General features: G+C 50.0%; 20 protein-coding genes and 1 tRNA gene. 4 read left to right on the forward strand and 17 right to left on the reverse strand.

Going from position 1 to position 18972, the window contains the following annotated elements:
• Positions 1-2: 2 nt before the first annotated feature.
• Positions 3-911: a branched-chain amino acid ABC transporter permease gene (locus tag ACI0FR_RS10985; protein ID WP_374832366.1), complete on the reverse strand. Its 909-nt coding sequence runs from the start codon at positions 909-911 to the stop codon at positions 3-5.
• Positions 912-1327: 416 nt separating this feature from the next.
• Between ACI0FR_RS10985 and ACI0FR_RS10990 the strand changes: the two genes are divergently transcribed.
• The gene (locus ACI0FR_RS10990; RefSeq protein WP_374832368.1) at positions 1328-1636 is read left to right on the forward strand and encodes a hypothetical protein; all 309 of its coding nucleotides are present in this window, start codon (positions 1328-1330) and stop codon (positions 1634-1636) included.
• A 269-nt stretch (positions 1637-1905) separates the two neighbouring features.
• Entirely contained in the window at positions 1906-2052 is a 147-nt protein-coding gene (locus tag ACI0FR_RS10995; protein WP_374832370.1) for a hypothetical protein, read from the forward strand.
• Between the two features lie 93 nt (positions 2053-2145).
• On the opposite strand, the gene ACI0FR_RS11000 is transcribed toward ACI0FR_RS10995, so the two are convergent.
• The 7 genes from ACI0FR_RS11000 to ACI0FR_RS11030 form a co-directional block, all read right to left on the reverse strand.
• Positions 2146-2553 carry a F0F1 ATP synthase subunit epsilon gene (locus ACI0FR_RS11000; RefSeq protein ID WP_404907460.1) on the reverse strand — a complete coding sequence of 136 codons (408 nt, stop codon included), beginning with the start codon at positions 2551-2553 and terminating at the stop codon, positions 2146-2148.
• Positions 2554-2623: 70 nt separating this feature from the next.
• Complete coding sequence (gene atpD, locus ACI0FR_RS11005; protein ID WP_374832374.1) at positions 2624-4162, reverse strand: F0F1 ATP synthase subunit beta; 1539 nt, start codon at positions 4160-4162, stop codon at positions 2624-2626.
• 17 nt (positions 4163-4179) lie between these two features.
• Complete coding sequence (locus ACI0FR_RS11010; protein ID WP_374832376.1) at positions 4180-5058, reverse strand: F0F1 ATP synthase subunit gamma; 879 nt, start codon at positions 5056-5058, stop codon at positions 4180-4182.
• A 21-nt stretch (positions 5059-5079) separates the two neighbouring features.
• Entirely contained in the window at positions 5080-6609 is a 1530-nt protein-coding gene (gene atpA / locus ACI0FR_RS11015) for a F0F1 ATP synthase subunit alpha (RefSeq protein WP_374832378.1), read from the reverse strand.
• Positions 6609-7169 carry a F0F1 ATP synthase subunit delta gene (locus tag ACI0FR_RS11020; protein WP_374832380.1) on the reverse strand — a complete coding sequence of 187 codons (561 nt, stop codon included), beginning with the start codon at positions 7167-7169 and terminating at the stop codon, positions 6609-6611. The genes atpA and ACI0FR_RS11020 overlap by 1 nt, the downstream gene beginning before the upstream one ends.
• Before the next feature lie 229 nt (positions 7170-7398).
• Positions 7399-7788: an AGROH133_08824 family phage infection protein gene (locus tag ACI0FR_RS11025; protein ID WP_374832382.1), complete on the reverse strand. Its 390-nt coding sequence runs from the start codon at positions 7786-7788 to the stop codon at positions 7399-7401.
• Positions 7789-7863: 75 nt separating this feature from the next.
• Positions 7864-10047: a primosomal protein N' gene (locus ACI0FR_RS11030; RefSeq protein ID WP_374832478.1), complete on the reverse strand. Its 2184-nt coding sequence runs from the start codon at positions 10045-10047 to the stop codon at positions 7864-7866.
• A gap of 95 nt (positions 10048-10142) precedes the next feature.
• On the opposite strand from ACI0FR_RS11030, the gene fsa reads away from it, so the two are divergent.
• On the forward strand, positions 10143-10796 hold the full coding sequence (gene fsa / locus ACI0FR_RS11035) for a fructose-6-phosphate aldolase (RefSeq protein WP_374832386.1): 654 nt from the start codon (positions 10143-10145) through the stop codon (positions 10794-10796).
• Between the two features lie 79 nt (positions 10797-10875).
• On the opposite strand, the gene ACI0FR_RS11040 is transcribed toward fsa, so the two are convergent.
• From ACI0FR_RS11040 to rplU, 8 genes are all read right to left on the reverse strand, one after another.
• Positions 10876-11523 carry a nicotinate-nucleotide adenylyltransferase gene (locus ACI0FR_RS11040; protein ID WP_404907464.1) on the reverse strand — a complete coding sequence of 216 codons (648 nt, stop codon included), beginning with the start codon at positions 11521-11523 and terminating at the stop codon, positions 10876-10878.
• A 14-nt stretch (positions 11524-11537) separates the two neighbouring features.
• Positions 11538-12821, reverse strand: a complete 1284-nt coding sequence (locus ACI0FR_RS11045) for a glutamate-5-semialdehyde dehydrogenase (protein ID WP_404907466.1) — start codon at positions 12819-12821, stop codon at positions 11538-11540.
• A 36-nt stretch (positions 12822-12857) separates the two neighbouring features.
• Complete coding sequence (gene proB, locus ACI0FR_RS11050; RefSeq protein ID WP_404907468.1) at positions 12858-14006, reverse strand: glutamate 5-kinase; 1149 nt, start codon at positions 14004-14006, stop codon at positions 12858-12860.
• A 42-nt stretch (positions 14007-14048) separates the two neighbouring features.
• On the reverse strand, positions 14049-15077 hold the full coding sequence (gene obgE / locus ACI0FR_RS11055; RefSeq protein ID WP_404907470.1) for a GTPase ObgE: 1029 nt from the start codon (positions 15075-15077) through the stop codon (positions 14049-14051).
• Between the two features lie 90 nt (positions 15078-15167).
• On the reverse strand, positions 15168-15749 hold the full coding sequence (locus tag ACI0FR_RS11060) for a GNAT family N-acetyltransferase (protein WP_404907472.1): 582 nt from the start codon (positions 15747-15749) through the stop codon (positions 15168-15170).
• Between the two features lie 83 nt (positions 15750-15832).
• On the reverse strand, positions 15833-16468 hold the full coding sequence (locus ACI0FR_RS11065) for a GNAT family N-acetyltransferase (protein ID WP_374832398.1): 636 nt from the start codon (positions 16466-16468) through the stop codon (positions 15833-15835).
• A 123-nt stretch (positions 16469-16591) separates the two neighbouring features.
• Complete coding sequence (rpmA, locus tag ACI0FR_RS11070; protein ID WP_374832400.1) at positions 16592-16861, reverse strand: 50S ribosomal protein L27; 270 nt, start codon at positions 16859-16861, stop codon at positions 16592-16594.
• Positions 16862-16885: 24 nt separating this feature from the next.
• Positions 16886-17254 carry a 50S ribosomal protein L21 gene (gene rplU, locus ACI0FR_RS11075; RefSeq protein ID WP_374832402.1) on the reverse strand — a complete coding sequence of 123 codons (369 nt, stop codon included), beginning with the start codon at positions 17252-17254 and terminating at the stop codon, positions 16886-16888.
• Between the two features lie 331 nt (positions 17255-17585).
• Between rplU and ACI0FR_RS11080 the strand changes: the two genes are divergently transcribed.
• Positions 17586-17675: transfer RNA gene (locus ACI0FR_RS11080), tRNA-Ser, on the forward strand.
• Between the two features lie 24 nt (positions 17676-17699).
• Here ACI0FR_RS11080 and ACI0FR_RS11085 read toward each other — a convergent pair.
• Positions 17700-18884, reverse strand: coding sequence for a hypothetical protein (locus tag ACI0FR_RS11085; protein WP_404907475.1), 1185 nt, complete (start codon positions 18882-18884; stop codon positions 17700-17702).
• Positions 18885-18972: the final 88 nt, after the last annotated feature.

Below are 18972 nucleotides of genomic sequence, written 5' to 3' on the forward strand. Positions count from 1 at the left end.
GATTACACCTTTTCGACTTCTGGACGACCGAGAATACCGGACGGCATAAAGATCAGTACGATGGCAAGAATGGAGAATGCCGCGACGTCTTTATAATCAATCGAGAAATATGCCGACCAAAGCGCTTCAATCAGGCCGATGAGCAAACCTCCCACAACCGCGCCAGGGAGCGAACCGATACCGCCAAGAACCGCCGCGGTGAATGCCTTGACCCCTGGTGTAAAACCATCAGCAAAAGAAATAACACCGTAGAATGTCAGGTAGAGCGTACCGGCAACTGCCGCCAGCATTGCACCCATCACAAAGGTCAGCGAAATCACACGGTCAACATTGATGCCGAGCAGTGCCGCCATTTTACGATCCTGCTCACAGGCACGTTGCGCGCGGCCAAGCGATGTACGGTTAACCACATACCAGAAAGCTGCCAGCAGAATTGCCGTTACAACAACGACCACGATCTGTTTCAGCGAAATCGTCACATTACTACCAAACAGGGAATATGAATCATTGATGAGGTTCGGGATCGGTTTGTTGCGCGGCCCCTGTGTGACCTGCACAAAGTTGGACAAAGCAATCGACATACCGATTGCGGTAATCAACGGTGCCAAACGGAAAGATCCGCGCAATGGCCGGTAAGCCACACGCTCAATTGCCCAGCTCCAAAGACCTGTCAGCAACATCGCCACGATCATCATGATCAGCAATGCCAAAGCCACAGGTAAAGCACCGATAAATGTCGTGATAATTAAAAAAACGATCAGCGCCATAAATGCGCCAAGCATAAAGACATCACCATGAGCAAAGTTAATCATGCCGATGATGCCATAAACCATCGTATAGCCGATGGCGATCAGGCCGTAGATCGAACCGAGCGCTAGCCCATTGATCACTTGCTGAAGGAAATATTCCATCGAAGAGCCACCCATTATTTTATGCGGGACGTTATAATTATGCCCTAAACGGCTTGGTTGTTATCCCTAAAAACCAAAACTAAACGCTGTATTACGGAATGCAAGCGATTTTCATATCAGACATTCGGCTAATAGAGATGTAACGAACCAGTAAAAATCAATTAAAATACTGATAATAAAGATTTTTTGAGTTAAAATTTACACGTAATAATTGTAATTATCTCCCTATGCAACGCATTTCAAAACGACCATTTTCTCCCAAGAAATAACCTATTTGAGTCGGCGGTTTATAATTTGTGAAAAAATTTCTTATCTGCAACGGAACCAACATCAAATTCGTTCGTTCTTACCACACAGCATTAGAAAAACTTTGAAGTTTAATGCGGTGCGTAAATTATGGTTTTAAGGAGTTAGACATGGCATCATCAACGGATAAAACCGCAGCAGAACTACGCGATGCACTGGAAGCGCAAGTTGCAGAAATGCGCAAAGAAATCGCTGCTTTGAGTAAATCCCTGTCGAAGAAAGGCTCAAGTCTTGCCAGCACTGCTGAAGACACAGCATCAGAGTTCTATGATGTTGTGCGTGAGCGTGGCGCACAGGCAGCCGATAAAGTGTCTGAGCAAGCTCGTATCGTAAAAGAAACCGCGCGGGAAAATCCGATTGCAACGCTCGCCGTTGTTGCTGGTATCAGTCTGCTTGTTGGCCTCATCGCCCGCAAATAGAGATGTAGCATTGTTCTTTTAGGCAACATTGAGAGCCATCTATTGCCAAAAACAGCCGATGAACATTTGCCATGACTTAAATGTTCATCGGTCAAAAGCGAGGGTGAGCCTCTTCCCCCCCCCCCTCTAGAGAGCTCACCCTCCTTTTTATTTTGTATTTGCTCAATTTTATCTCACATATCATGGCTTGGGTATTTAGCCGGCCCTTACAATTTCGGCAAATTGAAAATCGCTTTTGCTTGATTGGCTCGTTATCTCGGGAGTAATATATGAACCGCAATACGCTTTACTTGCTACTTGGCGCGCTGATCGTCGTGATTATTGGTTTTAGTGTTTATGCATATAAACAAGAAACCAAGCCATCCGGCGTCGAACTCAAAATTAATGAAAATGGTGTTTCGGTCGAGCAAAACTGACCGGTTATGCAATTTAACTGCATATATATTTCTATTGTAGACAATAAAAAACGGGCTTTCGCCCGTTTTTTATATTCCAGCCATGAAACAAGTTTATGCGGGCAGAACTGAGCCCTGCAAAGTCATCAACTGGTGCAAGAATGCTTCCAGCTTGGTACGATGTTCATGATTGTCACTATTTTCTAAAGAGTCACGCGCTTCATCGATACGACGCTGCAAATCGGAACGATCCAATTCGTCAATATGGGTTGCCGATTCTGCCAGGATAGAACAGCCATTTGGCGAAATATCAGCAAAACCACCATAAACAACGTAAGAATCAGTTTTGCCATCTGCAGTTTTAACACTGACGATGCCCGGCATGATTGTTGTCATCAGGGGCGAATGTCCGGAAAGCGCGGTCAAATAGCCTTCGCTGCCCGGAATGACGACTTCCGTTACTTGCGTCGAAAGCAGAAGTCGCTCAGGCGACACCAGTTCGAATTGGAAAGCTACAGACATGGGTTCTCACTCAGATTGCTAAACAGACTGTAAATCCCAGCAGGAGAATACCTGCCGGGACTTCAACTTATTAGGCTGCTTCTGCTGCCATACGCTCTGCTTTTTCGATCGCTTCTTCAATAGAGCCGACCATGTAGAAAGCAGGTTCTGGAAGGTGATCGTAATCACCTGCGCAAAGACCTTTAAAGCCCTTGATGGTGTCAGCCAGATCAACCAGCTTACCTGGAGAACCGGTGAAGATTTCAGCCACGAAGAATGGCTGGCTGAGGAAGCGTTCGATCTTACGAGCGCGCGCAACGGTCAGCTTATCGTCTTCTGACAATTCATCCATACCAAGAATGGCGATGATGTCCTGAAGTGACTTATAGCGCTGCAGGATGGACTGTACCTGACGGGCAACATCATAATGCTCTTCACCAACAATCATTGGGTCAAGCATACGCGATGTTGAGTCAAGCGGGTCAACAGCCGGATAAATACCCTTTTCAGCGATCGAACGGTTAAGAACGGTCGTCGCATCCAAGTGCGCAAAGGATGTCGCAGGCGCAGGGTCGGTCAAGTCATCCGCAGGAACGTAAATTGCCTGAACAGATGTAATCGAGCCCTTTGTTGTTGTCGTAATACGTTCCTGCATCTGACCCATGTCAGTTGCAAGTGTTGGCTGATAACCAACAGCAGAAGGAATACGACCCAACAGCGCCGACACTTCGGAACCAGCCTGTGTGAAGCGGAAGATGTTGTCCACGAAGAACAGAACGTCCTGACCTTCATCACGGAAGTTTTCCGCAATTGTCAAACCGGAGAGAGCAACACGTGCACGGGCACCCGGTGGTTCGTTCATTTGACCGTAAACGAGTGCAGCTTTAGAACCTTCACCCCCGCCAAGTTTATTAACCCCGGATTCGATCATTTCGTGGTAAAGGTCGTTACCTTCACGGGTACGCTCACCAACACCTGCGAATACAGAGTAACCGCCGTGCGCTTTCGCCACGTTATTGATCAGTTCCATGATGAGAACGGTTTTACCAACGCCCGCACCGCCGAAGAGGCCGATCTTACCGCCCTTGGCATATGGGGCCAACAGGTCAACAACCTTAATACCGGTGACGAGAATCTCAGATTCTGTCGACTGTTCGATATAAGCAGGTGCTTCCTGGTGAATTGCACGACGTGCAGCAGTCTTGATCGGACCAGCTTCGTCCACAGGCTCACCGATCACATTCATGATACGGCCGAGTGTTTCTTCACCAACTGGAACCATGATAGGTGCGCCAGTATCGGTTACTTCCTGTCCACGCACGAGACCTTCGGTCGAGTCCATAGCAATGGTACGAACAGTATTTTCACCCAAGTGCTGTGCAACTTCAAGCACAAGACGGGCACCGAGATTGTCTGTTTCCAGCGCGTTGAGGATCAGCGGCAGCTGACCATCTTCAAACTGAACGTCAACAACCGCACCAATCACCTGCTTGATACGTCCGACAGCACCTTTAGCCGCTGCTTTCGTTGCGGTAGACTTGGCAGAAGCCTTAGCCGGAGCCTTGGCCGCCTTATCTTCCGGCGCCGCCTTTGCTGCGGCGGTAGTTTTCGGGGTCGCTGCTTTAGCCATCGATCCTTACCTTCCGATTAGAGCGCTTCCGCGCCCGAAATGATTTCGATCAGTTCCTTAGTGATCTGGGCCTGACGCTGACGGTTATATGTGATCGACAATTTGTTGATCATATCACCGGCATTACGCGTCGCGTTATCCATTGCACTCATCTTCGCGCCCATTTCGCCCGCCACATTTTCCAGCAATGCACGGAAAATCTGGACCGAAATATTACGCGGGATCAGCGTGCTGAGGATAGCCGCAGGATCAGGTTCATATTCATAGATCGCGCCATCGGAACCGGCTGCTTCGCTGCTCTGCGGCGCGGAGGCCGGAATGAGTTGCAATGCAGTTGGCACCTGAGAGATGACCGACTTGAATTCAGAATAGAACAGTGTGCAAACGTCAAATGCACCTTCTTCAAACAGCTTGATGACCTTGTGGCCAATCTCATCCGCATGGATGAATGCAAGCTGTTTGACTTCGCGCAGATTGACATGGTCAAGGATAAGATCAGCAAATTCACGACGCAGAATATCCGCGCCTTTTTTACCGACTGTCAAAATCTTGACCGTTTTGCCCTGGCTAAGGAGCTTTCTTGCATGATCACGCGCAAGACGCGCAATCTGTGAGTTAAAGCCACCGCAAAGGCCTCGTTCTGCCGTAGCGACGACGAGCAAATGCACGTCGTCCTTTCCGGTACCGGTCATCAGCTGCGGAGCATCATCACCGCTTACATTGGCTGCGATGTTTGCCAGAACGGCACTCATACGCTGCGAGTAAGGGCGGGCTGCTTCCGCTGCTTCTTGGGCACGGCGCAGTTTAGCCGCAGCGACCATTTGCATCGCTTTGGTAATTTTCTGCGTCGCCTTGACCGAGGCGATACGGTTTCTCAGATCCTTTAGTGAAGGCATCCGTTCATCCCGTCACAAAGTTCAGGCAAAGGACTTGGCGTAAGCGTCAACCGCTGCCTTGAGCCTTGCCTTGATGTCATCGGTAAGAGCTTTCTCATCACGGATCGCTTCAAGCACATCTTTGTGCTCGGTGCGCAGTGAGGACAGAAGACCCTGTTCGAATTTGCCAACCTGATTAACAGCGATTGCATCGAGATAACCGTTAACACCGGCATAAATCACTGCAACTTGTTCTTCTGTTTTCAGCGGCGAGAACTGCGGCTGCTTCAGAAGTTCGGTCAGGCGTGCACCACGGTTCAGAAGACGCTGTGTTGCAGCATCAAGATCGGAACCGAACTGGGCGAATGCTGCCATTTCACGATACTGGGCAAGCTCACCTTTAATGGAACCGGCAACCTGCTTCATCGCTTTGATCTGAGCCGCAGAACCAACACGGGAAACGGAGAGACCAACGTTAACAGCAGGACGAATCCCCTGATAGAACAGATCGGTTTCCAAGAAAATCTGACCGTCAGTAATCGAAATCACGTTGGTCGGAATAAATGCAGAAACGTCATTACCCTGCGTTTCAATAATTGGCAGAGCAGTCAAGGAACCGCCACCGAGTTCGTCATTGAGCTTTGCAGCACGTTCGAGCAAACGGGAGTGAAGGTAGAAAACGTCACCTGGATATGCTTCACGGCCCGGAGGACGACGCAGCAACAAGGACATCTGACGATAAGCAACAGCCTGCTTGGACAGATCGTCATAACCGATCAGTGCGTGCATGCCATTATCACGGAAATATTCACCGATCGCGCAACCTGCAAATGGTGCAAGGAACTGCATCGGAGCAGCATCAGAAGCCGTTGCAGCGATCACAACTGAATATTCCAGTGCGCCACGCTCTTCGAGAACTTTAACAAACTGCGCAACAGTTGAACGCTTCTGGCCAACAGCTACATAAATGCAGAACAGTTTATCTTTTTCCGGACCATTATCATGGATCGCCTTCTGGTTGAGAAAGCTGTCGAGAATGATCGCGGTTTTACCTGTCTGACGGTCACCAATGACCAGCTCGCGCTGACCACGACCAACAGGGATCAAAGCGTCAATGGCTTTCAAACCGGTTGACATTGGCTCATGCACCGATTTGCGCGGGATGATGCCGGGAGCTTTAACGTCTACACGACGGCGCTCGGTCGCAACAATCGGACCTTTACCATCAATTGGGTTACCAAGAGCGTCAACAACACGACCAAGAAGACCCGGACCAACCGGTACGTCAACGATCGCGCCCGTACGCTTAACAGTATCGCCTTCCTTGATGTCACGGTCGGAGCCGAAGATAACAACACCGACATTGTCGCTTTCAAGGTTGAGCGCCATGCCGCGAATGCCACCAGGGAATTCGACCATTTCACCGGCCTGAACATTGTCCAGACCGTAGACGCGTGCAATACCGTCACCGACGGACAGAACTTGACCGACTTCGGAGACCTCAGCCTCCTTGCCAAAGTTCTTGATTTGCTCTTTCAGGATTGCGGAAATTTCCGCGGCGCGGATGTCCATCAGCCGACCTCTTTCAGTGCAAGCTTGAGAGAAGAAAGTTTAGTGCGAAGAGAAGTGTCAATCTGGCGCGAACCCATCTTGACGATAAGCCCGCCGAGGATCGACGGATCGACAGTGACATTGATTGCCACGTCCTTGCCGGCAACACTCTTCAGCGTTGCCTTCAATTCATTTTTCTGTGCGGTGGTCAGCTCGTAAGCAGACACAACATCAGCAGAAACTTCACCGCGATGCTCGGCAGCAATATTGCGGAATGCTGCAATAATGCCCGGCATCACGAATAAACGACGGTTACGTGCCACAACACGCAACAAATTTCCGACCAGCCCCTTGATGCCTGCCTTATCGGCGACATTGGAAATAGCGCGCAGCTGATCTTCAGAGGTAAATACCGGACTGTTAATCAAACGGCGCAGATCTTCACTTCCTTCCAGAAGTGCTTCAAAGCGACCAAGATCTTTTTCCACAGCGGCAACGGAATTGGTGTCGAGTGCCAAATCGAATAACGATCCTGCATAACGCTGAGCGACACCTGAAATGAGCGAAGACGTTTCTGTCACGAAATACCAGCTCTCTACGTTGCAATCATAATTTCGGCTTTTTGTTTTGCCAAATTACGATCTGATTGAATGTTTCCGGAGAAACCCTTGACTACATAAGTAGCCGCACTGAATTTTGAATGCCGTCTAGCATAGACCAGCGGGACTCGCAACACGCGAATCCCCCACTTTTATATAACCTTGGCAGCAATTTTGGTATATTTTGCAGCGCATATGGCTCAAACACCCATTATTGCACCAAACCGAAGGCAAAAAGCAGCGGTCCGGCAGCCAAGAAAAACTCAAGAATCGCAAAACTCCAATTATAGATTGAACCGGTTTTATCCGACATAATTGAAATAAAACGACCGAACAATGTAAAGCCCCAAGCAGCGCCGATTACAAGCCATAAAAACGGCTGTGCAAAGATTAAACATCCAAGCCCAAGCCCCAAATAAAACCCGGCCATCGTCGACCGGATCGTTGCCAATCCTTCTTTACGGCCACCCGCCAAATCCAGACGCAGCAATTTCAGCGTGAATGCAGGTGCAAAAAACATCACCAGCCCGAATAATGAGGTTATGACGGCACTTAGCCATGCCAGCCATTCCCCGTTACTTGACGGCAGATAGAATTCCATTTTGATATCCCTGTGCGACTTTTCTCAATAAGCATAAAGTAGCATCAAAAAGATGCTAAAAGTTTGCCCGATAGTTTACAAAAAACTCTGCGGGTCAATATCCACCTGCACCCGTAAATTTCCTTTAATCTTTGGCGCTCTTTCCAGCAATACCCTCATAAATGCCTGAATGTCTGCGCGTTTGCTGCCGTGAATCAACAAACGATAACGATAACGCCCGCGTACAAAGGCTAAGGGCGCTTCTGCCGGCCCCATCACGGACAATTCAGAAGATGGCGGTGCCGCACGCCTTAAAGCGCGCGCGTGATTCTCTGCCTCAACGCGGTTTTCACCCGATACAATCAATGCAGCCAGACGGCCGAATGGCGGCAAGCCATTGCGCTCGCGCTCATCAATCTCGCGCTCGTAAAAAGCTTGCGTATCACCGCTGATGATCGCTTGCATCACGGGGTGTTCCGGCTGATAAGTCTGTAAAAGTCCTAGGCTTTTCTTGCCCGTTCGCCCCGCACGTCCCGTCACCTGATTGAGCAATTGGAAGGTGCGCTCAGCCGCACGCGGATCGCCATTGGCAAGCCCCAAATCCGCATCCACTACGCCCACAAGCGTCATATTGGGGAAGTTATGACCTTTAGCCACCAATTGTGTACCGATAACAATATCGGCCTCACCTTTGGAAATCGCTTCCAGCTCCAAACGCAAACGTTTCACGCCACCTGCCATATCAGACGAAAGCACTATGATTCGCGCCTTCGGAAACAGCGCCTCCGCCTCTTCGGCAATACGTTCCACACCAGGGCCACAGGCAACCAGATGATCAAGCGTGCCGCATTCAGGGCAAGCTTCCGGCACTGGTTCATGATAGCCGCATTGGTGGCACATCAATTGACCGCGGAAGCGATGCTCGACCAGCCAGCTCGAGCAGCTCGGACATTGAAAGCGGTGACCGCAGACGCGACATAATGTCAGAGGCGCATAACCACGACGATTGAGGAAAAGCAGCGCCTGTTCGCCGCGCTCGATGGTTTTACCCATCACTTCGGTCAAAGCAGGCGACAAAAAGCGTCCCGGTGGCGGCGGTGAGCGCCGCATATCGATGGTTTTGAGTGTCGGCAGAGCCGCATCGGCATAGCGGCTATAGAGTTTGATTCGGGCGTAACGCCCCTGATCGGCGTTAACCTGACTTTCAATCGACGGCGTCGCAGAAGCCAGCACCACCGGAAAGCCGCCAATATGCCCGCGCACCACAGCCATATCGCGCGCATTATAGAAAACACGATCTTCTTGTTTGTAAGCCGGATCATGTTCTTCATCGACAACGATAAGGCCTAAATCCTGAAACGGCAAAAACAACGCAGAACGCGCACCAGCGACAATCTTCACCGTGCCTTCCGCCACTTGGCGCCAAACACGTTCACGACTGCGTGGTGCAAGGTCTGAGTGCCACTCGGCAGGCTTTGAGCCGAATCGGTCATGGAAGCGATCCAAGAACTGCTGTGTCAGCGCAATTTCCGGCAACAGGATCAGCACTTGACGTCCCTGCTCCAGCGCACGCGCCACCGCTTCAAAGTAAACTTCCGTTTTACCCGAACCCGTCACACCATCAATGAGTGACACCGAAAAGCGCTTGGCGTCCACCGCTTCCACCAAGCGGTCGGCCGCATCGCGTTGATCTTCGGAGAGCGATGCGCGGGCAAAATTAGTATCGGGTGGCGCAACAACCGGAGGAGATGGAATAAAGACATCCTCAAACAGCCCTTGTGCCTTCAAGCCGTCAATCACCGTTGCGGAAACACCGGCCACATGCGCAAGGCCGGTCCGTGTCCATGCCAAGCCATTGCTGGCATGTTCCAATACCCTTGAGCGTGCCGAGGTCAAACGCTCCGGTTCACCGCCAATATATCGTAAACCTGCAATCGGTGGCTCCGGATCAAAAGCTGTCGGCACCCGCAAAATCATCCGCGCTACCATTCCCGGTGGGGACAGCGTATAATCGGCTGCCCATAGCATGAATTTGATGATGTCGGGATGAATGAGCGGGCAATCAAAAACTTCCGATATGCTTTTCAGTTTTTTCGGATCAACTTTGTCCACCTCACCGTCAACGACAATGCCCGGCACCAATCTTGGCCCCAGCGGCACGCGCACGACAGAGCCCGGCTGCACCGACATTCCATCGGGAACCAAATAAGAATAAGGCCGTTCAGACGGCAAAGGCACCAATACAGGCACAATGCGTTGAGAAAAAAACGAATCTTGCATCATGAGCGTGACCTTGGCGCGGCTTTGCGTTAAAGAAAAGCCACCTTTGCGCAATATGCTTATAAAAGCACCCATCCGGATGAAGGAAACCCGTTATGAAATTCTTCGTAGATACCGCAGACGTCAATGATATCCGTGAACTGAATGATTTAGGTCTGGTGGACGGTGTTACAACCAACCCGTCGCTGATTCTTAAATCAGGCCGCGATATTCTTGAAGTCACCAAAGAAATTTGCAGCATTGTTGATGGTCCGGTTTCCGCTGAAGTTGCAGCAACCGACTATGCAACCATCATGAAAGAAGCGGCTGTTATTGCCAAGATCGCAGACAATATCTGCATCAAACTGCCGCTTACCCTTGATGGTTTGAAAGCTTGTAAGGCGCTGACATCTGATGGTCACCAGACCAACGTCACCCTTTGCTTCTCCGCCAATCAGGCGCTTCTGGCTGCAAAAGCCGGTGCAACTTATGTTTCTCCGTTCATCGGCCGTATTGATGATATCGGCCTCAACGGCATGGAACTGATTGCTGAAATCCGTTCGATCTTCGACAATTATGATTTCAAAACCCAGATTTTGGCGGCATCTGTTCGCACCGTAAACCACGTTAAAGAAGCAGCTCTCATCGGCGCTGACGTCGTCACTGCACCACCGGCAACCCTGAAAGCACTGGTCAAGCATCCGCTGACCGACAAAGGCTTGGAAGCATTCCTGGCTGACTGGGCAAAAACCGGCCAATCGATTGCGTAAGCCAATTGCTTAAGTCGATTGCTTAACTTCTAAGCGATGAAAATAAAAAAACCGGCGCAGGCAAACTGTGCCGGTATTTTTATAGGTTACGCAACGCGGTCGATGAAAGCCTGGAACGGGGCCCGTGTAAAAACACCCATGCGGGTGCCGGACGTTTGGCAAGGCTTGCTGCGTCGCGCTCATTCAACCGGTAAGGCGCATAAGTTTGTGCCATCCGGGATGTCAGCGGTGTGAGGCTGGCATTGGGGCGATCAATCACGGCAATCGGAAATTGGTCAGCAATCTGGCGCCAGCGATCCCAGCGGTGAAACTGCGCCAGATTATCTGCCCCCATGATCCAGACAAAGTTCACATCCGGATTGGCCGCTTTAATGATGGCCAAAGTGTCGGCGGTGAAGCGCACTTTATATGCAGCTTCCAATGCAGTGATTTTAATGCGCGGATCACGCGCCAATTGGCGGCTGGCATTCAATCGATCTTTTAACGGTACCAAATCACGCGCATCTTTAAGCGGGCTGCCGGGTGTCACCATCCACCAGAGCTGGTCGAGTTTCAAGCGGCGCAGTGCCGTTTCCGCCACTAGTAAATGTCCGGCATGGGGCGGATTGAACGAGCCGCCGAATAATCCCACGCTCATACCCTTTTCCACATGCGGCATGCGCAAGTCACACATGCTCACATCAGGATAAAACTCTTTCAGCGTGGAAAAACGGGAGACGCTCACCATCAGGAACTTAGCCCTTAAGCCCGCGTCTGGCCGGTGCCGTGGACGCGATATTTAAACGAGGTGAGCTGCTCGACACCAACCGGCCCGCGCGCATGCATCTTGCCGGTGGCGATGCCGATTTCTCCGCCCATGCCGAACTCACCGCCATCGGCAAATTGTGTCGAGGCATTATGCACAAGAATGGCCGAATCAATTTCATTGAAGAAACGCTCAACCGCTTGCTCGTCCTGAGCAATAATCGCTTCAGTATGATGGGAGGAATATTGCCCGATATGACGGATGGCATCGCCCACACCATCAACGAGTTTAACTGAAAGGATCGCATCCAGATATTCAGTTGACCAATCGGCGTCATTTGCAGATTTGGCACTTGCAAAACAGGCGACCACATCGGCATCACCGCGAATTTCACAACCCTTGGCGCTCAAGGCTTCCAAGATCGGCACCAGATGGGTATCTGCCACTTGACGATCAACCAGCAAAGTTTCAGCTGCACCACAAATACCAGTGCGGCGCATTTTGGCGTTCACCACGACATTGACCGCCATATCAAGCTCGGCAGACGCATCAATATAGACATGGCAGATGCCTTCAAGATGCGCAAAAACCGGCACACGCGCTTCATTTTGCACGCGCTCGACCAAGCTTTTACCACCACGCGGCACGATCACATCAATATTGCCGTTCAAGCCTTTCAGCATTTCGCCAACGGCCGCACGATCTGTGGTCGGTACAATCTGAATGGCATCACGTGGCAGGCCGGCGCTTTCCAAACCGCTCACAAGGGCTGCATGAATAGCGCGCGATGAATGGGCTGAATCCGAACCACCGCGCAACACGACAGCATTACCGGCTTTGAGGCACAAAGCCCCTGCATCGGCGGTGACATTCGGGCGGCTTTCATAAATCACACCGATCACACCAAGCGGTGTGCGTACGCGCTCGATATTCAAACCGTTCGGGCGATCCCAAGCGGCAATCACATCACCGACCGGATCTTTCAAATCAGCGATAGCACGAATGGCATCGGCAATGCCGTTCAAGCGGCCTTCATCAAGTTTCAGACGATCAATAAAAGAAGCGGCAGTACCGGCGCTTTCTGCATTGGCGACATCAATTTTGTTGGCAGCTAAAATATCGGCACTTTGTGCAATGATCGCATCGGCCATGGCCAAAAGAGCTTTGTTTTTCTGCTCTGCCGGAGCGATTGCCAACGGAGCGGCTGCAGCGCGCGCGCGCTTTCCAATCTCTGCCATCACTTGTGCAACTGTCATATCAGCCCCGACTTTATCAAGCATACCCATAGCCCTTTTTTTTGTCTGCCTTTTCTCAACTCAGGCAGATTTGCTCCCACGCATGACCAGATCATTACGATGCACCATCGCTGCACGGCCATCATAGCCCAACAACGCGCTGATCTCATCACTTTTATGCCCTGCCACCAAAAGCGCATCATCCACATCATAGGCAATCAGACCGCGGGCAATTTCAATGCCGCCATCATTCATCACCGCAACCGTATCACCGCGCTGGAACTGACCTTCCACACGGGTGACACCAGCAGGAAGCAAGGACTTACCCTTTTTAAGTGCTGTCGCAGCGCCAGCATCCACATAAAGGCGGCCTGCCGGTTCCAGATTGCCGGAAATCCACGTTTTCCAGGCATTGACCGGCTGCAAAGATGGCTTGAACAGGCTTGCACGTTCACCGCGATCAATTGCCGCCAGCGGATTAAGCCGTGCGCCGGAGGTAATAATCATCGCCGTACCGGCAGCATTGGCAATCTTGCCGGCATCGAGCTTCGTCTTCATGCCGCCACGTGATAATTCAGAAGCAGCAGCCCCTGCCATTGCTTCAATTTCAGGTGTAATATTTTCAATGAGCGGCAAAAATTCCGCATTCGGGTCTTTGTGCGGCGGCGCCGAATAAAGACCATCAATATCGGAAAGCAGGATCAGAAGATCCGCACCAATCATGGTTGCAACGCGTGCCGCCAAGCGATCATTGTCGCCATAGCGGATTTCACTGGTGGCAACCGTATCATTTTCGTTGATGATCGGAATTGCCTTCAGCTTCAGCAGGGTCTCGATAGTGGCGCGCGCATTCAAATAGCGGCGGCGTTCTTCCGTATCAGAAAGAGTGAGAAGAACCTGACCCGCCTGAATATCATGCGCACCCAGCACATCGGCATAGGCCTTGGCGAGAGCGATCTGACCGGCAGCCGCAGCCGCCTGACTTTCTTCCAGTTTCAGCGCCTTTTTGGGCAGTTTCAAAATGGTGCGCCCCAGTGCAATCGCACCGGAAGAGACCACCAGAACTTCAACCCCTTGGGCAGATAAAGCGGCGATATCCTGCCCCAGACTATCCAGCCAATCCCGCTTCAAACCGGTTGTACGATCAACCAATAAAGCAGAGCCGATTTTTACAACAATCCGCTTATATTGATTGAGAGCCGCCAAACCCTTCTCGCCATTCCCGCCCATGTCAATCTCTTATTTTTTTTGGCTCTTATATGTTTTTTGGTTTTATAGATCGTCGTCTTCGACAATGCCTTTTTCAGCCTTGCGGCTGGTTTCGACAATGCTGATTAATTGACGCAAGACACCTTCAATACCATCACGGCTGACAGCAGAAATCTGCATCGGCACCTTGCCACACACCTTTTGCAGCTCAGCGGCCTTTTGTTTGCGTGTTTCGGGATCAAGCGTATCGATCTGCGAAAGCGCTACAATTTCCAGCTTCTCATCCAAACCACCGCCATAAGCCTCCAGCTCGTTGCGGATGGTGGTGTAGGCTTTTGCGACATCTTCTTCTTGTGCTGAAACCAGATGCAGCAAAACACGAGTACGCTCAACATGACCTAAAAAGCGATCGCCAAGGCCAATGCCTTCGCTGGCACCTTCAATTAAACCCGGAATATCAGCAATTACAAATTCACGCGCATCTACGCGGGCGACGCCCAAGTTCGGATGCAATGTAGTGAACGGGTAATCAGCAATTTTAGGCTTGGCTGCGGTTACGCTTGCCAAAAATGTCGATTTACCGGCATTTGGCAGACCAACAAGACCGGCATCCGCAATCAGTTTCAAACGCAACCAAATGGTGCGCTCCAAGCCATCCTGACCAGGATTAGCGCGGCGTGGTGCCTGATTGGTCGAGGTTTTGAAATGCAAATTACCAAAACCACCATTACCGCCTTTTGCAAGGCGATAACGCTGACCAATTTCAGTCAGATCGCAAATGAGAGTTTCGTTATCTTCTTCGAAAATCTGGGTGCCGACCGGCACTTTAAGAATGACATCATCACCCTTACCGCCGGTCATGTTACGCCCCATACCATGCATACCGGTTTTAGCGCGGAAATGCTGCATATAACGATAATCGATCAGCGTGTTGAGGCCATCAACGACTTCGGCCCAGACATCACCGCCGCGACCGCCATCACCGCCGTCCGGACCGCCGAATTCCAGAAATTTCTCACGGCGAAAGGATACCGAGCCAGCGCCGCCGCTACCGGAACGAATGTAAATTTTAGCCTGATCAAGAAATTTCATCTGGTATACCTCTTCTGTCGGCTCTGGCAATTACAGCAAAACCGCGTCTGTGCAAATATGCAGCATGCATTCCATGCTGCAAACTGCCATTTAATTGTCTTTTGAGCGCCATTCCGCACTGCTGAAGTCAATAAAAATCAATTCCTGATCCTGAAACTGACCTTCTATGCAAAATGACTTCTTTTCCAGCCCGTATTTTTCAAAGCCCAAATCATAATAAATCCGTCGTGCATAGTCGTTGCTGGCCACCACTTTGGCATCCAGCACCACCACATGCTTTTCAGCATATCGGATGACATGCTCCACCAGCAATCGACCAAGGCCTAAACCACGTGCCTGCGGCATAACATAAACACCCCACAATGTGCCACGGTGCTTTTCCGACCAACGCTCATGCACGAATACACCAGCGGCTCCAAGCAAAGTGTCGCCATCAAAGGCACCAAAAACAGCATTGCCACCTTCATGGCGAATACGATGCGCGAAAACCTCGTCCGAATAACCGCTTTCTTGCATATAGCTCGAACCAAAGGTCAAAGGTGAGTTTTTTAAAGCGTGAATACGCACAGCCTTATAGGCCTGCACATCATTGGGGGTTAAAACACGCACTATGATCCGGTCGCGCCGTGCCTGTAATGCGGCTGCATCTGTTGTTTTCTTATCGTCTGACATGTTTCCGACTGTCCTAATATCAATAAATTTATTAGCTTGGGTGGTGTGAAAGCCAAAGCCGTCACACCACTTAAACTTATCTTTTATGCCTGATGCCGCATCTCGATCCAGCGATCGCGATGCAGGCTGTAACGCTCCACATCAACAGTGCCGCTGTATAAAGAATCGTCGGTGCCATACATCAAAAACGAAAAGCCGGATTTACGGATAACATTGCGTGAACCTTCATTGATGGTACGGCAAGTAATATAAAGCTCGTCAATATTAGTGGCACGAAAAGCCAGATCAATCAGCGCTTGCGCTGCTTCTGTCGCATAACCATGTCCCCAATATGGTTCACCAAGCCAATAGCCGATCTCCAGCCCTTCTCCATGTTTGGAAGGATGGATGCCGCAGCTCCCCATAAATATACCGGTTTCCATTTGGGTAATCGCATAGATACAATTGCCCATTTCGCCAGATCGCACGCGTTTTATAAAGTCTTGCGCCGCCGCCACATCATATGGATGCGGCATACGGGTAAGCATTTCAGCAATACGCGGATTATTGGCGAGATGGGCAATGGCATCCACATCTTCATCATGCGGAGTTCTCAACAGCAGCCGTTCAGTAATCAGCGTCGGACATTCCAGGCCAGGGAAGTCCGTCATTTCATTATCGGCATAATCCAGACATGCAGCAGATAAACATTCTTCTTCTAAAGGGGGTTCAGCGACCATTTTTTCAAGCTCCAAAAACAAAAAAGGGAAGATGGTGTCCCATCTTCCCTTTTCGATCTATTGGCAGCTTGCCTTTACACCGGGTCCGATGGGACGCCGGTGCTTATATTTGAGCGTACCGGCTTACTCAGCAGCTTCCGCAATCGGGTCAACCGATACGAAAACACGACCGTTGGCTTTCGCGCGGAAAGACACGGAACCGTTTACCAGTGCAAAGAGGGTATGATCTTTGCCCATACCGACGTTTACACCTGGGTGCCATTTAGTGCCACGTTGACGTGCAATGATGTTGCCTGGAACAACCTGCTCGCCACCGAATTTTTTCAGGCCAAGGCGTTTGGATTCTGAATCGCGACCGTTACGCGACGAACCGCCAGCTTTTTTGTGTGCCATGGGAGTTCTCCTTTAATCCGTTACTTATTCAGCTGCTTCTGCTTTAGCTGCTGCCTTTTTAGGCGCTGCTTTAGCTTTAGCTGGCTTTGCACCACCGGTGAGGATTTCAGAAATACGAATTGTAGTCTGTTCCTGACGATGACCGCGTGTACGCTTCGAGTTCTGACGACGACGCTTCTTAAACGCAATAACCTTGCGTGCGCGACCCTGTTCAACAACTTCTGCAGTGACAGTTGCACCTTCAACAGTTGGTGCACCAATGGTGGAGCCAACCATCAAGATTTCTGTGAATTCTACTGTGTCACCGGCTTCGCCAGCAACTTTTTCGATCTTGATCAGATCATTGGCAGCAACGCGATACTGCTTACCACCAGTTTTAATGACTGCGAACATTTTTTTGCCTTTCGGTGTTCGGACCAACTCTCATGTGTTTCCACATGGGTTGTCTTTTTGTCAGTCGTGACATTTAAAGATTAATCTGGGTGCGATCAGAATCGTAAAAGCCTGATTTCCCCCAAACAAAACAATAGGCGCAATAGGAGTTGCGCCCAAGTTAGCTGCATATAGGTTGTATTTTGCACGAGAGTCAAGAAAATTCCCGTTTTCAATGCAAAATAGGTCTTGTCTAATGTGTCGTTCCCCGCTATTTAGCGAGCCACACGAAGTTGAAAGCATTCAAGGCTGAACAAACGTGTATTTCAAGCACCAAAGAGGCTTGAATTGCGGAGAGATGGCTGAGTGGTTGAAAGCACCGCACTCGAAATGCGGCATGGGGGCAACTCCATCGGGGGTTCAAATCCCTCTCTCTCCGCCAGTTATATTCCGTATTTTCCAATCTCTATTCTTTTAGAAATTTCAGGTTTGCATTATTTGCCCATCCAAGAGATAGCACCAACACCAGAATAACGATCATATTGAAGAAAAAGCGATCATAAGGCATCGGAAAATAGACAAACTTGCCCAAAATTCCGATCACCATCGCAAAAGCGACACCGTTCAATCGAGGGATAGTTGTTTTAACACCGGCTTTTGCCATTGCAGCCCATGCAACCAGCGACACCAAAAGAATTGACGGCCAACTTTCCAGATAAAGTGCAAGCAAAATACCGCGAATATAGGCCTTGATGAGAAGCACAACGGAAAAATCGGGTTTAAAACCGGTGAGTGATGGTTGAATTTCAATGCAAGTAAAATAGAGATGCGCCCACCAGCCGATATGGCCTGCGGACTTCGAAATATAAAGACCAGCAATCACAGAAACCACAAAGGCAATCAGGAGTGGCAGTTTACGCCAGCCGAATAAAACAGCTGCAATCAGCAATGCGAAAGTCATTATAATATTATCCGGCCTGATCATGAAGGCCGCTACAAGTAAAATGGCCGCGAGCCAATCCCGCTTACGCAAAAATGCGGCAATCGCCGCAAAGGAAAGTGCTGCCAGAACAATATCGGGAAACACGGCCGCGGTCATCGGCCCATAGCCTGCGATCAACAGTGCCGGCGCGATCAACAACCCAGCTTGCAGTGCATTATAATAGGCAAGAAGCGCGATAATAATCACACCCGACAAAAGTGCCGCCGCAAGACTGATCAAATGCCCGCCCTTTACCAAACCGGTATAGGGTTCGATGAACCGCAAAAGTTGTACATAACCGGTTTTGACATGATACATCGGTAATTGTGATGCAAAATTCTCAGGGCTTTCCCACTGCGCACGTCGATAATGATCGCCATATTTAAGCGCATACAGCTCATATTCCGACGTCACATCAATAACCTGACGCCATGTTTCTGTGTATAATGCATCAGGATCAGAGTACCGATCATTGAGCGCGGCTGCAATATAGGGGATCATATCCCAATTATTATCCGGCTTGGTCAGCGAATAAATCACGGTAGTCGCCATCGCAGCCAAGATTGCCAAGACACCCGCAATTTTTGATAGCTTATGTATGCGTTCAGCCGACCACACAGCTACCAGCGGTGACAGAATTCTATCAATCGGCCTTTTCTTTATAATCATTAACAGGTAGCCCTAAACTGTTCTTATTTAAGCTTCTCCAACAATTATAGAATTTTTACCAGTAGAATTAAGCCTTAATGAATATCAA

This window comes from Paenochrobactrum sp. BZR 201-1, assembly GCF_044987585.2.
GTDB lineage: Bacteria > Pseudomonadota > Alphaproteobacteria > Rhizobiales > Rhizobiaceae > Paenochrobactrum > Paenochrobactrum pullorum.

What these genes read in the sequence shown, in the direction of transcription:
- ACI0FR_RS11040 (WP_404907464.1), bottom strand. Translation starts at nt 11,523, where the DNA reads ATGGTGAGCGTCTCCCGTTTTTCCACGCTGAAAGAGTTTTATCCTGAT.
- atpA (WP_374832378.1), bottom strand. Translation starts at nt 6,609, where the DNA reads ATGGACATCCGCGCCGCGGAAATTTCCGCAATCCTGAAAGAGCAAATC.
- ACI0FR_RS10995 (WP_374832370.1), top strand. Translation starts at nt 1,906, where the DNA reads ATGAACCGCAATACGCTTTACTTGCTACTTGGCGCGCTGATCGTCGTG.
- ACI0FR_RS10990 (WP_374832368.1), top strand. Translation starts at nt 1,328, where the DNA reads ATGGCATCATCAACGGATAAAACCGCAGCAGAACTACGCGATGCACTG.
- atpD (WP_374832374.1), bottom strand. Translation starts at nt 4,162, where the DNA reads ATGGCTAAAGCAGCGACCCCGAAAACTACCGCCGCAGCAAAGGCGGCG.
- ACI0FR_RS11085 (WP_404907475.1), bottom strand. Translation starts at nt 18,884, where the DNA reads ATGATTATAAAGAAAAGGCCGATTGATAGAATTCTGTCACCGCTGGTA.
- rplU (WP_374832402.1), bottom strand. Translation starts at nt 17,254, where the DNA reads ATGTTCGCAGTCATTAAAACTGGTGGTAAGCAGTATCGCGTTGCTGCC.
- ACI0FR_RS11060 (WP_404907472.1), bottom strand. Translation starts at nt 15,749, where the DNA reads ATGTCAGACGATAAGAAAACAACAGATGCAGCCGCATTACAGGCACGG.
- obgE (WP_404907470.1), bottom strand. Translation starts at nt 15,077, where the DNA reads ATGAAATTTCTTGATCAGGCTAAAATTTACATTCGTTCCGGTAGCGGC.
- fsa (WP_374832386.1), top strand. Translation starts at nt 10,143, where the DNA reads ATGAAATTCTTCGTAGATACCGCAGACGTCAATGATATCCGTGAACTG.
- ACI0FR_RS11065 (WP_374832398.1), bottom strand. Translation starts at nt 16,468, where the DNA reads ATGGTCGCTGAACCCCCTTTAGAAGAAGAATGTTTATCTGCTGCATGT.
- rpmA (WP_374832400.1), bottom strand. Translation starts at nt 16,861, where the DNA reads ATGGCACACAAAAAAGCTGGCGGTTCGTCGCGTAACGGTCGCGATTCA.
- ACI0FR_RS11010 (WP_374832376.1), bottom strand. Translation starts at nt 5,058, where the DNA reads ATGCCTTCACTAAAGGATCTGAGAAACCGTATCGCCTCGGTCAAGGCG.
- ACI0FR_RS11045 (WP_404907466.1), bottom strand. Translation starts at nt 12,821, where the DNA reads ATGCTTGATAAAGTCGGGGCTGATATGACAGTTGCACAAGTGATGGCA.
- ACI0FR_RS11000 (WP_404907460.1), bottom strand. Translation starts at nt 2,553, where the DNA reads ATGTCTGTAGCTTTCCAATTCGAACTGGTGTCGCCTGAGCGACTTCTG.
- proB (WP_404907468.1), bottom strand. Translation starts at nt 14,006, where the DNA reads ATGGGCGGGAATGGCGAGAAGGGTTTGGCGGCTCTCAATCAATATAAG.
- ACI0FR_RS11030 (WP_374832478.1), bottom strand. Translation starts at nt 10,047, where the DNA reads ATGCAAGATTCGTTTTTTTCTCAACGCATTGTGCCTGTATTGGTGCCT.
- ACI0FR_RS10985 (WP_374832366.1), bottom strand. Translation starts at nt 911, where the DNA reads ATGGAATATTTCCTTCAGCAAGTGATCAATGGGCTAGCGCTCGGTTCG.
- ACI0FR_RS11025 (WP_374832382.1), bottom strand. Translation starts at nt 7,788, where the DNA reads ATGGAATTCTATCTGCCGTCAAGTAACGGGGAATGGCTGGCATGGCTA.